The sequence below is a fragment of the Rhodanobacter sp. UC4451_H18 genome, assembly GCF_052978225.1.
On sequence record NZ_CM129663.1, the window covers coordinates 2,563,974 to 2,578,510 of the forward strand.

Here is a 14,537-nt window from a genome sequence, read left to right on the forward strand (position 1 = left end):
CGCTCCGCCCGGGACTCGTAGTACCGGTGGTAATCGTGCGGGTAGTCGTGGCGATGGCGCCCGCGCGCACCGTCGCGCCGCCGGTGCGAACCGGGGCGGCAAACAGGCGGGCGGGGGCTGAAATCGGCGACATGCATCGACCATACGGGCAATGTTGCGCTGCGGTCAACAGATTCATTTGCAACTTTTCGCCCGCCCGGCAGCGGCTTCGGGGGTCGGGTGGCAGTGCGGCAGGATGTCGCGAGTCCCCGGCGAAACGGCGCCCGGGATTACCATGGGCGGATGATCCGTCCCCCTTACCGACGCTCGTCGCTTCGCGCGGCGGTCGCGCTGCTTGCGTTTTGCAGTGCCGCGGCCGCGCTGGCCGCAGCCGCTCCCGACACCCTGGAACAGCGCGTGGCCGCGTGCACCAGTTGCCACGGCGCGCGCGGCGAGGGTTCGCCCGATGGCGTGCTGGCGCCGCGCCTGGCCGGCAAGCCGGCGGGTTACCTGCTGCAGCAACTGGAGTACTTCCAGTCCGGCCAGCGCCGGCATGCGCCGATGGAATACGTGGTGCGCCAGCTGAGCCAGCCCTACCTGCGCCAGATCGCGGAATACTTCGCCGCGCAGGATCTGCCGTACCACCGCTGGCCGCAGCCCGCCGTGTCGACCGAGGTCCTGCGCCGCGGCGAACAGGTGGTGCTGCACGGCGATCCCGCCCGCGCCGTGCCTTCGTGCGTAAGCTGCCACGGCGACAAGCTCACCGGCTTCGAGCCGATGATGCCGGGCCTGGTCGGTCTGTCCTCCGGCTACATCAGCAACCAGCTGGTGTCGTGGCGCACGCATACCCGCGCGGCGGAAGGGCCGTATTGCATGGGCGTGGTGGCCAACCGCATGCGCGAGTCGGATATCGCCGCGGTGTCCGCGTGGCTGGCCAGCCACGCGCCGGCGGCGGACATGCACCCGCAGCCCGCCGCGGCGCAGACGACGCCGCTGCCGGGCTGGTGCGTGATGGGCCACAGCGAGGTGAATCCATGAAGTGGTTGCGACGCGGCGTCGGCTTGCTGGTGGTCCTGCTGCTGATCGGCGCGGCAGCGTGGTGGTATCTCGCGCGCGACCAGCGCGCACTGTCCACGCCGGTCCAGCGCGAGGCCGATGCGGCCGCGCTGGTCGATCCGGCGCGGATCGAGCGCGGCAAGTACCTGGCCACCGTCGGCGACTGCGCCGCCTGCCACACCGCGCGCGGCGGCCAGCCGTATGCGGGCGGCCGCTCGCTGGCCACGCCGTTCGGCGACGTGCCGGCGCCGAACATCACGCCGGACGCGGACACCGGCATCGGCCAGTGGAGCTTCGACGATTTCTGGGCCGCGCTGCACCTGGGCAAGGGCCGCCACGGCCAGCTGCTGTACCCGGTGTTCTCCTACACCTCGTTCACCAGGGTCACGCGCGACGATGCGCTGTCGATCTTCGCCTACCTGAAATCGCTGCCGCCGGTGAACCAGCCGGCGCAGCCGACCGGCCTGGAGTTTCCCTACAACGTGCGCAGCAGCCTGGTGGCGTGGCGCGCGCTGTACTTCAAGCCCGGCGTGTACCAACCCGATCCCGCGCAGTCGCCGCAGTGGAATCGCGGCGCCTACCTGGTGCAGGGGCTGGGCCATTGCAACGAATGCCACGCGCCGCGCGATTCGCTCGGCGGCATCGAGCAGAACCAGCACCTCACCGGCGGGCAGATCCCGCAGCTGGACTGGTATGCGCCCGATCTCAGCACGCGCAGCGGCGGCGGCCTGGAAGGCTGGAGCGCGCAGGACGTCATCGACCTGCTGAAGACCGGCCAGTCGTCCAAAGGCAGCGCATTCGGACCGATGGCCGACGTGGTGCGGCTGAGCACCCAGCACATGACCAACGCCGACCTGCAGGCGGTGGCGACCTACCTGCAAGCGTTGCCGCCGCGCGCGCCGGCCGCACCGGTCGCGTTCCCCCAGGCGGCCAGCCACGAGCAGGGCGGCAAGCTCTATGCGAAGCACTGCGCCGATTGCCACGGTGACAACGGCCAGGGCGTGGCCGGCATCTATCCGCCGCTGGACGGCAACACCTCGGTCACCGGACCGACCAGCATCAATGCGATCCGCAGCGTGCTGCTGGGTGGCTTCGCGCCGGCCACCGCGGCCAATCCGCGGCCGTACTCGATGCCGCCGTTCGCGCAGCAACTGAGCGACGAGGACGTGGCCGCCGTGGTCAGCTACGTCCGCCAGTCGTGGTCGAACAAGGCCAGCGCGGTGGCGCCCGTCGAGGTGAGCCGCTCGCGGCATACGCCGGTGGATTGAGCCGGGCGCCGGGTAGCGCATGACCCGCCAGAGGAGTGAAAGCGGGTCGGCGCTGCCCCATTCGTCAAGGCGGGGACGCGCGTGGAAGCCGATACAGGGCGGGCTGCGGCGTGCCCGCCGGGATGGCACGTGACTTGCTCACGCCGAACAGGGCGGTGCCGGCAACCGGCATCGCGGGCGGGAGGGGCAGCACGTGCGCGAGAGGAACGCTGCGAACAGGGAACGCGAGACGGCGCAACAACCGGTGCCGCGAACCGAGCCCGTCGCGTGGTGGCAGCGTAGGGCCAGGCCAACTGCCCCGCCCCGCGCCGAGGGACGGCTGGCACGCACGGGGCCGACCGCACCTGCTCGCCCGAACTCCTGGTGCATCGACTCGCGCTCGTCGCTGGCGCAGCTGCGCCACACGTTGTGGCTGCCATTCGCGATCTCGCCTGCCACCCGCATCATCCTTTCCCCACCGATGTTCCGCAGCGCCACGGCGGCTCTGCAGACGCGCGTGAACCGCCTGCACCGGGCGTGCGGATGCGCGGTTGCGGCGTTGGCAGTGTCGGGCTGTTTCGTGGTGCAGCTGGCGTGGTGGATTGCCGGCGGCTTGGGCGTGAGCGCGGGGGCGCTGCTGCGGGGCATCGGCGTACTGGTGGCGGCGGCCGTTCTCGGCAAGCTGGCCGGCATTGTCGGCAACCGCTTGCGTCTGTCCCTGCTGCTGCGTCGCCTGGATCGCTGCCTGGCGCGACGGCCGCGTCGCGCGGTGCGGTTTCCCTTGCCAACGGAGTCGTGACCATGGGGCGGGTATGCAAGGAAGTCCAGGACTGGGTCGAGGAACAGGTCGAGAAACCCATCGAGACCTGGGTGAACCAGTTGCAGAAAGTCTGCGAGGAGCAGGACTGCAACTGGTGGTGCCTGTGCTGCAACAAGTGGCTGTGCTGGATGACCTGGGTACTGGTGAAGGTCGTCACCTTCGTGGTCGTCACCGTCGGCAAGTGGGTTACGCGCGTGGTGTGCGAGATGGTCAACGTCGTGCTCGACGCGATCGGCTTCCTCGTCGAGATGGTTCTCAGCATCCCGATCCTCGGCGGCATTCTGCGCACCATCATCAACTGGGTGACCGAAGTGATCTGGCGCTTGGTCGGCTTGTTCGACTTCGTCGGCTCGCTGCTGGGCATCCGCCTGCGCAAGAAGATGTACTTCGGCGTGGTGGTGCCGTCGGTGAATGGCCGCCCCATCGTCACCGACGCCGATATCCAGCGCCAGGTCGACGCCGCCATCGATCTCTACGATCGTCTGTGCAACATCCGGATGATCTTCACCGGCATCTGCCACACCGACGTCGCGGCTCCCGACGACGGGTTGGTGGTTGGCTGCGACGGCGGCGGCTTTTTCAGCGACTGGTGGGTCGGTGGCTCGTATTTCGAGTTCGCCTCCGCCACCTGCAAGCCGAAGGACAGCTTCCGCAGGCTGATCGGACTGGGCGCGGAGATCATCGTGTTCATCGTGCGGGACGTCACCCCGAGCGGAACCAACGGCTGCAGCTTCGCCTCGACTCACAATTACGTGGTCATCGAGGCCAAGCCGACCGACCAGGCGTTCGTGGCTGCCCACGAGATGGGTCACGCCTGCTGGCTGCCGCACGACAGCGACACGGCCAACCTGATGAACCCGGTGACGCCGGTCGCCAACCCGGTGCTCACCAACGTGCAAATCGCGCTGGTGAGGTGGAGCAAGCATTGTGTGTACTTCTGAGCGGGGTCGACGGACATGAGCACATCGGAACGCGGGGATGCGGCAAAGGGAACGCCCGGCTGCAACGTGAGCTCGACGCTCAACTTCACCGTCGGGGTGCTTGCCATTGCCGCTGCCGTGGCCATCGCCAGCGGCCTGTGGTTCTGGCTGCGCTGATGGGTACATCGTCGTCTCTGCAACGTGCGCCTTTCGAGGGCATTTATCCAACGAGCTGGGAGGGCACCGGGATGAACTACCTGGATCAACCAAGCGACATGAATCGGCGCGTGTTCGTGAAGGGCCTGGGCCTCGTGAGCCTGGGCCTGGTCACCTCGGCGATGTTCGGCGGCTGCGAGCAACTCATCAAGGACATCCAGAACCGGCCGGTGCGCCGTTACCTGCGCACCGGCTCGCCGGAAGTCCAGCACGCGCTGGACGTCTATCGGGAGGCCGTCATCAAGATGCGTGCGCTGCCGGATTCCGACCCGTGCAGCTGGAATGCGCAGGCCGCCCTGCACGGAACGGTCAGCGGCGGCTTCAACCTGTGCCAGCACGGCACCGTGCATTTCTTCTCCTGGCATCGCGCCTATCTGCTGTATTTCGAACGCATCTGCCAGCAACTGACCGGGGAGAAGAGCTTCGGCCTGCCCTACTGGAACTGGAACCGGTACCCCGCGATGCATCCGGCGTTCACGGCCGCCGGCAGCGCCCTCGACCATCCGCGCAGCAACACCACCGTCGGGTCGAATGCCGCGTTCAACGATCCGACCATGACCACCATTCTCTCGGATGCGAACTTCATCACCTTCAGCTCGCAGCTCGAAGGCACGCCGCACAACACGGCACACGTCATCATCGGCATGGACATGGGTACGGGTGGCTCGCCGCAGGACCCGATTTTCTGGGCGCATCACTGCATGGTCGATTACTGCTGGGCCAAGTGGAACATCGAACTGCACAACGACAACCCGAGCGATCCGACCTGGATCAACACCACGTGGAATCATTTCGTCGATGGCAACGGAAACCCCGTCAGCATCAGCGCGGGTGTCACGCCGCTGCTGCCGCTGCTCAGCTACCGCTACGAAAGCAGCAGGGTCGGGGACTTTGCCACGCCGCTGGACATGCTCAGGCTGAGCGCGCAGCAGGCCAAGCTGATCGAGGCGCGCATCCGCAAGGGTGCGCCGGTGCGATTCGACATCAGGCGACGCGTGCCGATCGCCGCAAACGTAACGCTTCGCCTGGACCGCCCGGTGTCACGGCAGGCCCGCCTGACGACCGCGGACCTTGCGGCACTGCTGGAGTCCGACGCGCGCCGGGAACGCGTGTTCTTGAACGTGGACTACGCGCAGCAGCCGCAAGCCAACGACTTCTTCGTGCGCGTGTTCATCAACCTGCCGGATGCCAATGCGCAGACACCGACCAGCGACATCCACTACGCCGGCAGCTACGCTTTTTTCGGGACGCAGGCCACGTCCGACGATTCCGGTGATCACACGTCGCATCATCACAAGACCGACTTCATCATCGATGTGACGCAGACGCTGAAGCGGCTGCACCGGAACGGCGTGGTGCGAACCGACCAGCCGCTGGCGGTGCAGATCGTGGCCGTGCCGGCCGAGGGCAAGTTCCGGCAACCGGCGATGCCGCTGATGCTGAAGAACGTCGGTTTCCTCATCGCGCCGGTACACGTGAGGGCCAGCGACGGATGAGCTTCCCCGGGCGCACCGGCCATCGGATACGGCAGCGCATGCAACTGCTGCTGGTGACACTGTGCCTGCATGCCGCCTGCGCCGGCGTGGCCGCCGGTGGCCACGAGCATGCCAGTTGCGCGGGCTCCGGGCACCGGTTGAGCCTGGCGGCGCCGACGCTGGAACAGCCTGTCGAGGCCGCTTCCGTCGCCGCGTCGGAGCAGGCGTTCGTCCGGGTGGTGGTCGCCGGGGTGGTCAATCCGCAGCGGATACCGATTTCCTTCGTGGTGCGTTTCCACGCCCGCGATGGCAAGGCCGGCTACCTCGGAAGCTTCAGCTTGTTTCCGCCGGACAACCCCGGCACGTTCATCGTCGCGACCGGGGGCAAACTGGAGGCGGGAGGAAGGGTGAGCATCACGCTCGTCCCGTTGCAGCCGGTGCCGGCGATGCAGGTCGTGAGCGTCTGCGTGGGCTCGGTGCGGTTCATCCGATGAGCCGCCCGGTATCGGTCCAGCGCGATCCGCGGCGGATCGCGAGGCCGCCTCGCGCCACGGCCGAGGGTGGTGGTGAAGGACAAAGCCGGCGAACGCGGCGCACGATGGCGGTCGCCGGCATCGACGCGTTTTGTCGCGCCCGCTTCCCGTTGCCGCTTTCGTTGACCTGAATCAAGGCGACCCGGCCACCGCGCCGACACGCTTGCGCCACTTTGTCCACACCGGGCTCACGCTCCGGCACGGCGCATGATCGATCTCGCGTACAGCAGCTTCGGACTCACCCGTTTGCCCTTCCTCGATGCCATCGACGCGGTGGCGCGCGCGGGCTATGCGGGGATGGAGATCGCCTTTCATCGCGACCACTTCAATCCGTTCGACCTCGGAGATGACGATCTCGGTGCAGTGAAGCATCGACTGGCGCGCGCCGGCATCGCGCCGGCCTGCGTGGCCACCGCTTCGCACTTCTTCACGCCCTCGCGGCCGCACGAGCCTTCGCTGATGTCGCTGGACACGGCCGGGCGCAAGCGGCGCATCGACCTGGTCAAGCGCGGCATTCGCGTGGCGCGACAGCTGGGCACGAACCTGGTCACCTGCGGCAGCGGCTTCGTGCGCGAAGAGCATGTGCGCCAGCCGCAGGTGGACCCGCTCGACGTGCTGGCCGAGTCCATCCGCGAGTGTCTGGGCGAGATCCGCGACGACGAGGACATCACCCTGCTGATCGAACCCGAGCCCGGCATGGCGATCGAGACGCTGGCGCAGGGCCAGGCGCTGATCGCCGCGGTCGGTTCGCCGCGCTTCGCGCTGCACATCGACCTCTGCCATGCCTACTGCTCCGAGCCGGACTACCTCGCCGCGCTGGCGCAGGCCGCGCCGCAGGCGCGTTACCTGCACATCTCCGATGCGCGCGCGGGCTGGAACCTGAAGATCGCGGAAGACAGCGACGCGCTCGCCGTCAACCTCGACCACGCCAGCACGCTGGTGTATTTCCCCGACGGTGCCGACTACCTCTTGCTGGATGGCAGTCACCCGCTGTACTTCGCCGATCGCGCGCCGGATGCCGCGCGGCAGCGGCGCATCGATGCCCTGCTGGCGCGTGCCGGTCTCGCGCGAGCGGCACGCTGGGTGGATTACGGCAGCCTGCACGCCGGCACCTCGCCGCTGGACGACGAGATCTTCACCTACCTGATCTCGGTGCCCGGCATCAGCTTCGACGCGCTGGAGCGCGCCCACCCGATCCTCGCCTGGTTGCGCGGCGCGCGCGGCCCCGCGCTGGTGGACGCCATGGTCGCCAACACGCGCACCGGCGTCGTGCATTTCCACGAGATCCCCGGCGAGGGCACGCTGGATCTGGCGGCCAGCTTCGCCGCGCTGAACGCGCACGGCTTCCATGGCTACGGTTCGGTGGAGCTTTATCACCACGTGGATGCGTGGCAGGAGGCGTTGCAGGCCAGCCATCGCCACCTCGCCGCCATCGCGCAGGGCTGATCGATGCGGATCGACCTCGACGCCTGGGGCTGGGCCGCCGACACCGTCGGCGAGCTGGACCACCGCCGGTTGAAGGCACCCAGCGTGAAGTTGCGCGGCGTGCACGCGGGGGCGGGCGGCGACGTGGTCTGCACCATCGACCTGCGCTGGCGCCTGCCCAATGCCGACGCCTGCCTGAGCACGGTCGAGGCGCATTCGCTGGAGCACTTCCTGCTGGAGGGTTTCGGCCGCCTGCTGCCGGGGCACTTCATCGGCGTGGGCGTGATGGGCTGCCGGACCGGTTTCTACCTCACGCTGTTGAACGAGGGTCGCCGCGAGGTGATCGAGCGGACCCTGGAAACCGTGCTCTACGGCGTGCTCGGCGCCACCGCCGTGCCCTACGCGCGCATCGAGCAATGCGGCCACTGGCGCCACCACGACCTGGCCGCCGCGCAGGCGGTGGCGCGCGAGGTGCTGGCGCGGCGCGCGGCGTGGCGGGAGGTCGCGTGAACGCGGCGGTCGCGCGTTGGCGGGTCAGCGAGACGCGCCGCGTCGAGTACGAGCTGTGCAACGTCGCGGACGTGTTCGACCCGGCCTGCGACGCCTTGCTGGCCGACGGCCGCCGCGCCGGCGGCCGCCGGTTCGTGGTGGTGGACGAGGTGGTGCTGCGTCACCACGGCGTGCGCCTCGCCGCCTACTTTGCGCAGCACGGCGTGACCGCGCGCATCGTCGCGCTGCCCGGCGGCGAGGGCGGCAAGACGATGGAGGCGTGGCAGCACCTGCTGCGCGCGCTGGACGAGTTCCCCATCCACCGCCGCGACGAGCCGATCCTGGCCATCGGCGGCGGCGTGCTCACCGACGTGGTCGGCTTCGTGGCCTCCAGCTATCGCCGCGGCGTGCCGCACATCAAGGTGCCCACCACCTTGATGGGCTACGTGGATGCGGCGGTGGGGATCAAGACCGGGATCAACTTCAACGGCCGCAAGAACCGCCTCGGCAGCTTCGAGCCGCCGCGCCGCGTGCTGCTGGATCGCAGCTTGCTGCGCACGCTGCCGCGCCGCCACCTGCACAACGGCGTGTGCGAGATCATCAAGCTCGCCGTGATCAAGGATGCGGCGCTGTTCGCGCAACTGGAACGCCACGGCGCCGCCAGCGTGGCCGGCGCGTTCCAGGGCGAGCACGGCGGCGCCATCCTCGACCGCGCCATCGACGACATGCTGCAGGAGTTGGCGCCCAACCTGTTCGAGGACGAGCTGGCACGCGTGGTCGACTTCGGCCACAGCTTCAGCTACGGCCTGGAAACGCGCCACGAGGATCGCCTGCTGCACGGCGAGGCGGTGCTGCTGGACATCTTGGTCTCCGTCGCCATCGCCCACCATCGCGGCCTGCTCGCCGATGCCGCCGCCGCGCGCATCCTCGCCCTGGTCGGCCGGCTCGGCCTCGCGCCGCCGCTGGAACTGCTCGACGGCGCGCTGATGTGGCAATCGCTGCTCGATCGCGTCGAGCACCGCAACGGCGCCCAGCGCGTGCCACTGCCGATCGCCGTCGGTGCCGGCGTGTTCGTCAACGACATCCGCCGCGGCGAACTCGACGCCGCCATCGCCACCCTGCAATCCTGGATCGCACCCGCCCATGACCGACTCGCCGAATGTTGACGCCGCGGAGATCGCCCACTTCGACCGCATCGCCCAACTGTGGTGGGACCCGCACGGCAAGATGGGCCAGTTGCACGCCATCAACGGCCTGCGCCTGCGCTTCATCACCGATCGGCTGACCGGCACCGCGCCGCGCGTCGTGGACGTGGGCTGCGGCGGCGGCATCCTCGCCGAGGCGCTGGCGAAGCACGGCGCGCGGGTCACCGGCATCGACCTGTCCACGCTGTCGCTCAAGGTCGCGCGCCAGCATGCCGCGCGCGGCGCACTGGCCATCGACTACCGCGAGATCGACGTGGAAACACTGGCGCGCGAGGAAGCCGGCACGTTCGACGCGGTGACCTGCATGGAGATGCTCGAACACGTGCCCGAGCCGGCGCGCGTGATTGCCGCCTGCGCACGATTGCTCAAGCCCGGCGGCGTGGCGTTCTTCTCCACCATCAACCGCAACTTCAAGGCCTTCGCCTTCGCCATCGTGGCCGGCGAGTACATCCTCGGCCTGCTGCCGCGCGGCACGCACAGCTACCGCAAGCTGATCCGCCCGACCGAGATGCGCGCGTGGGCAAGCGCAGCGGGGCTGCAGTTCAACGCCGTGGCGAGCCTCATGTACCACCCGCTCAAGCGCAGCTTCCGCGTGGCGCCGGGGCGCGAGGACATCAACTACATGGCCAGCTTCACGAAGCGGGGTTGAACACATGCGCCGCTTCCTCGCCCTCTCGCGCTCGCTGCATGGCGTGCTCGACATCGCCATGCCCGGCTTCGTCGCCCTGCTGTGGCTCGGCCATTTCCCCGCCTGGCCGGTGCTGGCGCTCTGCCTGGGCACCGCACTGGCCGGCTACACCGCGATCTACGCGCTGAACGACCTGGCCGGCGTCCGCGACGACCGCCAGAAGGTGGCGCGCGGGCTCACCCCCGGCTACGCGGTGGAGGCCTCCACGATGCGCTACCCGCTGGCACAGAACCTGATCAGCATGAAAGGCGCGCTGGCCTGGTTCGGCCTGTGGTTCGCGCTGGCCGTGCTCGGCATCTGGCTGCTCAACCCGTGGATCCTCGCCATCCTCATCGCCGCGGCGCTGCTGGAACTGGCCTACGTGAAACTGCTCAAGGTCACCTGGTGGCGCACCTTGGTCAGCGGCCTGGTGAAATCCGCCGGCCCCGTCGCCGCCGTGTTCGCGGTAGTGCCGTCGCCCTCGCTGGCGGGACTGGCGCTGATGCTGGGCTGGCTGATGCTGTGGGAAGTGGGCGGGCAGAACATCCCCGCCGACTGGAACGACATCGAGGAGGATCGCGCCATCGGCGCGCGCACCATCCCGCTGGTGTTCGGCCTGCGCGTCGCCGGCTGGCTGGTGCTCGGGCTGCTCGCCCTCACTGTGGCCGGCAGCCTGCTGCTGGCGCGGCTCTCGCCGCTGATGCTGGGCTGGTCGTTCCAGCTCGCCGTGTTGCTGGCTGGTGTGGTGCTGCTGGTGGTGCCGGCGGTGCGGCTGGCGGTGACCCGCGATGGCCGCGCGGCCGCGCGGCTGTTCGACCGTTCCAGTTTGTATCCGCTGGCGTTGTTGCTGATCGTGACGGTGTTCGTGCTGTTGCCTTGAATGTGCAGGTCGCGCCGAAGCTCGGCGCATGATTCGGAAGGCCGTGGACGTAGGGCGGGCACTGCCCGCCGGCTTTCCCCGCGCCTCACTCGTGCCCATCGAATCCTCACGAGCAACGCTTGTGCCCGCGTGTTTCCTTCGATCCAGGGCGTTCAAAGGCGAGAGCGGTCGATCGCCTTCGGCGACCGAGTCACTTTCTCTTTGCGTGCTCAAAGAGAAAGTAACCAAAGAGAAAGGCCACCCCGCTTGGCGCTTGCCGCCCATCCATGGGCGGCAAGTCCGTGAGCCGGGGCCGGGCTTTTCGACAGCACATCGGGCGACCGCTCCCTGCGTTGCCTCAACTCGGGCATCCATGCCGATGCCCGCTACGCGGCCTGTCGTCCCCGACTCACCGCCGCACAGGGGCCCCGGGTAGAGCAGCGGGCCATCGTGGCCCGCACTTTTCGGAAGAGCCAAAGCAAAGCGGGAGCAGCGCGCAGGCGCTACCTTCTCGATTTAACTTCCTCCGTCCCGGTTTTCCACCCACCGCCGAACTTCCTGCCGTGGCAAACTGATCCGTGCAACTCCAAATCTGGTCCGGCTGCCAGGCCTGAAGCTGCACCACGGAATGGGACACGATCGGCGTGGCTCAAAGCAAACGGCCTTCGGAAAACCCGAAGCGGCTCATAGACTGGCAAGCCATCTGAGCAAGGCACGCTCCAATGACATACGCAGATGACCTGAAAATTGTGGCCATCTCCACTCTCCTTCCAACCTTAGGGCAGGACGAGGTCATCGGTTTGGAGCTGAGGTTTGGTGATGGTCGATATCGAGCTGACCTCGTGATCTCGTCACCCTCGCGGTTGAGCAGCTTTGAGATCAAAGGCGAGCGCGACAACCTCGACAAGCTTCCCGATCAGGTCGCGGGCTATACTAAAATGTTTCTGGATTTCTCGGTGATGACGGCGCCTGTATGGCTTCCGTCATTGAGAGAGCGACTGCCACGGTCGATTGGTATTTGGACCGTTGATAGCCAACTGAAGCGAGTTCGGCAGCCGTATGTCAAGAGCCTTCTGCCGAAAGCCTCGGCAGCGGCTTGGTTGAGGACATCTGAGTTGCGCAGCTTACTCAGTGAATTTGGGCTGTCCGCTGCAGGTACGCTGTCTGCCATGACGACCACCGCTGAGCAAAACATCCCAGCAACAGTGCTCAGTGAGCGGGCACTGAGGACTGTTTATGAGCGGTTGCTTCCCAGGTACTCCACATTCCTCCGGGAGCTTGGTCGCACCGTGACGCTAGATGACGTTCGTGTGCTGACCTTGGGTGATGATGTTATCGGGTCAGGCGACTGACCTGCCGGGAAATATGAAAATTCACCCGGTTGGCAATCCAGAACGATGGACTCATCCCGTTAGGACTGCCTGCCGCTGCTGCATTGATGTTGTCTTGCGCCCAGCAATCCAATGACACCCAGCGAGAGTCTCTCCTGGCCTCAGCAGCAGCGAGAGGATAGCCACCAGCCGTGCGCCGGTAACGGTAATAGTAGAACTTCTCATCCAACATTACGTCTACGCGGGGTACCCAGTTCGCCACGGTGCCAGAAAAGTCCATGGGATAGATTGCCGCGTAGTCACTGTAGCGGAGGTCGGAACGGATTCGCAGCAGTGCGTTGCCGAGCGTCACCTCATGGAGCTCTAGCTCTCCTTCGTCATCACCTCCTCCGACACTGGTAACGCTGCTGGGGAAAGAGCTGGACGCCACTGAGAGCCAGTTCGGGCTCTTTCCGACCAATTCGGCCAGCATTTCGGATAGGCGGCCATAAGCCCCCGAGAAAGATTTGGCCGTTACATAACCTGCATCGAGGATAAGCACGACTCTTTGAAGAGAGCCTAGCGCTGCTTCGAGCGCGCTGATGATTCCGGTAAGCTCTGTGTATGAAGTGGGGACGCGGACAGCAACTCGTGTGAACCGCTCAAGAAGTCGCTCGACTTGGGCAATAAAATCGGCTTCTTCAAAAGGATCAGTCAGGTGAGCAATGGGGACACACGTGGGAGGAAGGCGGTCTTTCGCAAAATTCGTCCAGTTCTGAAATGCACCTGTGTCATCGAGAAGTTGATTGAACTCACTATTTTGCTGGCTGACCAACGAAGTGAGGTCAACGACAAAGGGTCGGTTGGCAAAGATTTCCGTGATTGCGTCAACGCTTCTCTGTATATCGCCGCCCGGATTTTTGCTCGAACGGCGAGACCTGGTGAGTTCGATCAAAGGAAAGATTGAACGATGGACTTCACCTGAAAGTTCACGAAATCCCTTGAGTTCCGCAGCCCGAGTGCGAACGATGGGCATGTATGTCATGAGTTAACCCTATACCCAAGGTTCTTAACCCGGAATTTCATGGCGAGTGCAGAAACCCTAAATTTCTCTGCCAGCTCCGAAAGAGAGGTCATGCCGGCGTCGATGGCTTGGCGAACGTCATTGGCAGGCATGAGTAATGCTGCCGCAAAAGCATCCGCTTCTCGTTCCATGGAAGCTCCCTCCGTTTGGCTTCGATCAGCTTCCCGTCGGGCGAAAATCTGATCTTGGAAGCAGGTCTTTTGAGACGAGTGTAATAGAAGATGTGCGATCTCGTGGGCGATGGTGAAACGCTTTCTGTTGGGGTGGTGATAAGCGTTCACCCCCGCGACCCAGTGCCCGCCGTGCATTTCCAGGTAGCCGGAGAGGTCGTCATCCATGGCTTCTTCCACGACCTCAACACCAAGAAACTCGGCGACAGCAAAGACATTGAGTGGGATGGTCAGTAGTCCTGCCTCACGCAGACGCTTCCGGAGCTTTTCAAGCGTCTCCGTGGGATTAGCAGTCGCGTCTTGGGAGCGCGGCGTCTTTTTCCTGATCACGGCCATCAGACTGTCTCCGGGCCTGGTGCTTGCGGCTGGACGTGACCGTCAACATCTTCACCCCCCATCAAACCATCAACCACACCGCCCATGTCCAGACGCTTCGCTAGGAGACGACGTATGTTGTCCACTTCCTGCTCAAGTTTTTCCATAGGGGCTGTGATCCCGGCTTCCTCAACCGCGATGCCCACTTCCCGAGCGAATTTCCGGGAGGAAATGTAGTGGTTCATAGCGACGTTTGCTTGCTCGTGAGCGGTCTCTTCGGCCGAAGCGCGCGATAGAGCACGCAGTGTGAAGCCTGCGAGCACGCCCATGATGCCGATGAGCGCAACGAGGATGGCGATGATCGTTGTGTAGAAGTTGCTCATGGCAGAAACCACATCTCCGCTGCTCCAATGATCAGGTTCCTGGGGTGTCGCTGAAGCTGGCGGGTTTTGCATAGGGGTGATGATCTTGCTTCCCGGAACTCTGAGCGACGCTCCTTGCACCTGGGGCCCTTTGGCGTTGGAGGCGGGTAAGGGGGCTGCAACCACGGACTGAATGGCGACAACCTTTCGAGGAAACGACGGAGAGAACATAAGAACCTCCACCGCAATCAGGGCAGTAAATCCGCAAAAGACCACGATGTGAGCCCAGTAGAGCTGGTTCCAGCGTCGATCCTTCTTCGGGCTGCGATTGTTTGGCTCATCATGGTTCATACCGCTTCCCCGTCTCATCTCTTTAGACATTGTCGGCAATGCTGAGCGTTCCCG

15 protein-coding genes are annotated in these 14,537 nt (G+C 65.8%); 12 read left to right on the forward strand and 3 right to left on the reverse strand.

Features of this window, described 5'->3' with window-relative positions; genetic code table 11:
- The first annotated feature begins 282 nt into the window (after positions 1–282).
- The 12 genes from ACVCMG_RS11630 (at position 283) to ACVCMG_RS11685 (ending at position 12,243) form a co-directional block, all read left to right on the forward strand.
- A complete protein-coding gene (locus tag ACVCMG_RS11630) occupies positions 283–1,017 on the forward strand; it encodes a c-type cytochrome (protein WP_447114184.1) in 735 nt (244 codons plus the stop codon).
- A complete protein-coding gene (locus ACVCMG_RS11635; RefSeq protein WP_447114185.1) occupies positions 1,014–2,303 on the forward strand; it encodes a cytochrome c in 1,290 nt (429 codons plus the stop codon). Before ACVCMG_RS11630 ends, ACVCMG_RS11635 begins: the two co-directional genes overlap by 4 nt.
- Positions 2,304–2,799: 496 nt before the next feature.
- Entirely contained in the window at positions 2,800–3,081 is a 282-nt protein-coding gene (locus tag ACVCMG_RS11640) for a hypothetical protein (RefSeq protein WP_447101412.1), read from the forward strand.
- A gap of 2 nt (positions 3,082–3,083) precedes the next feature.
- Positions 3,084–4,043 (forward strand): hypothetical protein, encoded by a 960-nt coding sequence (locus ACVCMG_RS11645; RefSeq protein WP_395120564.1) that lies wholly within the window; start codon positions 3,084–3,086, stop codon positions 4,041–4,043.
- Positions 4,028–5,734, forward strand: coding sequence for a tyrosinase family protein (locus ACVCMG_RS11650; protein ID WP_447114186.1), 1,707 nt, complete (start codon positions 4,028–4,030; stop codon positions 5,732–5,734). Before ACVCMG_RS11645 ends, ACVCMG_RS11650 begins: the two co-directional genes overlap by 16 nt.
- Positions 5,735–5,772: 38 nt before the next feature.
- A complete protein-coding gene (locus ACVCMG_RS11655; RefSeq protein ID WP_447101415.1) occupies positions 5,773–6,207 on the forward strand; it encodes a hypothetical protein in 435 nt (144 codons plus the stop codon).
- A gap of 246 nt (positions 6,208–6,453) precedes the next feature.
- The gene (locus ACVCMG_RS11660) at positions 6,454–7,692 is read left to right on the forward strand and encodes a sugar phosphate isomerase/epimerase family protein (protein ID WP_447114187.1); all 1,239 of its coding nucleotides are present in this window, start codon (positions 6,454–6,456) and stop codon (positions 7,690–7,692) included.
- A 3-nt stretch (positions 7,693–7,695) separates the two neighbouring features.
- Positions 7,696–8,181, forward strand: a complete 486-nt coding sequence (locus ACVCMG_RS11665) for an S-ribosylhomocysteine lyase (protein ID WP_395120557.1) — start codon at positions 7,696–7,698, stop codon at positions 8,179–8,181.
- Entirely contained in the window at positions 8,178–9,326 is a 1,149-nt protein-coding gene (locus ACVCMG_RS11670) for a sedoheptulose 7-phosphate cyclase (RefSeq protein WP_447106957.1), read from the forward strand. The genes ACVCMG_RS11665 and ACVCMG_RS11670 overlap by 4 nt, the downstream gene beginning before the upstream one ends.
- Positions 9,304–10,014, forward strand: coding sequence for a bifunctional 2-polyprenyl-6-hydroxyphenol methylase/3-demethylubiquinol 3-O-methyltransferase UbiG (gene ubiG, locus ACVCMG_RS11675; RefSeq protein WP_447114188.1), 711 nt, complete (start codon positions 9,304–9,306; stop codon positions 10,012–10,014). Before ACVCMG_RS11670 ends, ubiG begins: the two co-directional genes overlap by 23 nt.
- Positions 10,015–10,018: 4 nt before the next feature.
- On the forward strand, positions 10,019–10,912 hold the full coding sequence (locus ACVCMG_RS11680) for a UbiA prenyltransferase family protein (protein ID WP_447114189.1): 894 nt from the start codon (positions 10,019–10,021) through the stop codon (positions 10,910–10,912).
- 701 nt (positions 10,913–11,613) lie between these two features.
- Complete coding sequence (locus ACVCMG_RS11685; RefSeq protein ID WP_447114190.1) at positions 11,614–12,243, forward strand: sce7726 family protein; 630 nt, start codon at positions 11,614–11,616, stop codon at positions 12,241–12,243.
- Here ACVCMG_RS11685 and ACVCMG_RS11690 read toward each other — a convergent pair.
- Genes ACVCMG_RS11690 through ACVCMG_RS11700 form a run of 3 tightly spaced genes read right to left on the reverse strand, consistent with a single transcriptional unit; the run spans position 12,224 to position 14,483 of the window.
- Positions 12,224–13,246, reverse strand: coding sequence for a beta family protein (locus ACVCMG_RS11690; RefSeq protein ID WP_447114191.1), 1,023 nt, complete (start codon positions 13,244–13,246; stop codon positions 12,224–12,226). The genes ACVCMG_RS11685 and ACVCMG_RS11690 overlap by 20 nt on opposite strands.
- Positions 13,243–13,791 carry an ImmA/IrrE family metallo-endopeptidase gene (locus tag ACVCMG_RS11695; RefSeq protein ID WP_447114192.1) on the reverse strand — a complete coding sequence of 183 codons (549 nt, stop codon included), beginning with the start codon at positions 13,789–13,791 and terminating at the stop codon, positions 13,243–13,245. Before ACVCMG_RS11695 ends, ACVCMG_RS11690 begins: the two co-directional genes overlap by 4 nt.
- Positions 13,791–14,483 (reverse strand): hypothetical protein, encoded by a 693-nt coding sequence (locus tag ACVCMG_RS11700; protein ID WP_447114193.1) that lies wholly within the window; start codon positions 14,481–14,483, stop codon positions 13,791–13,793. Before ACVCMG_RS11700 ends, ACVCMG_RS11695 begins: the two co-directional genes overlap by 1 nt.
- Positions 14,484–14,537: the final 54 nt, after the last annotated feature.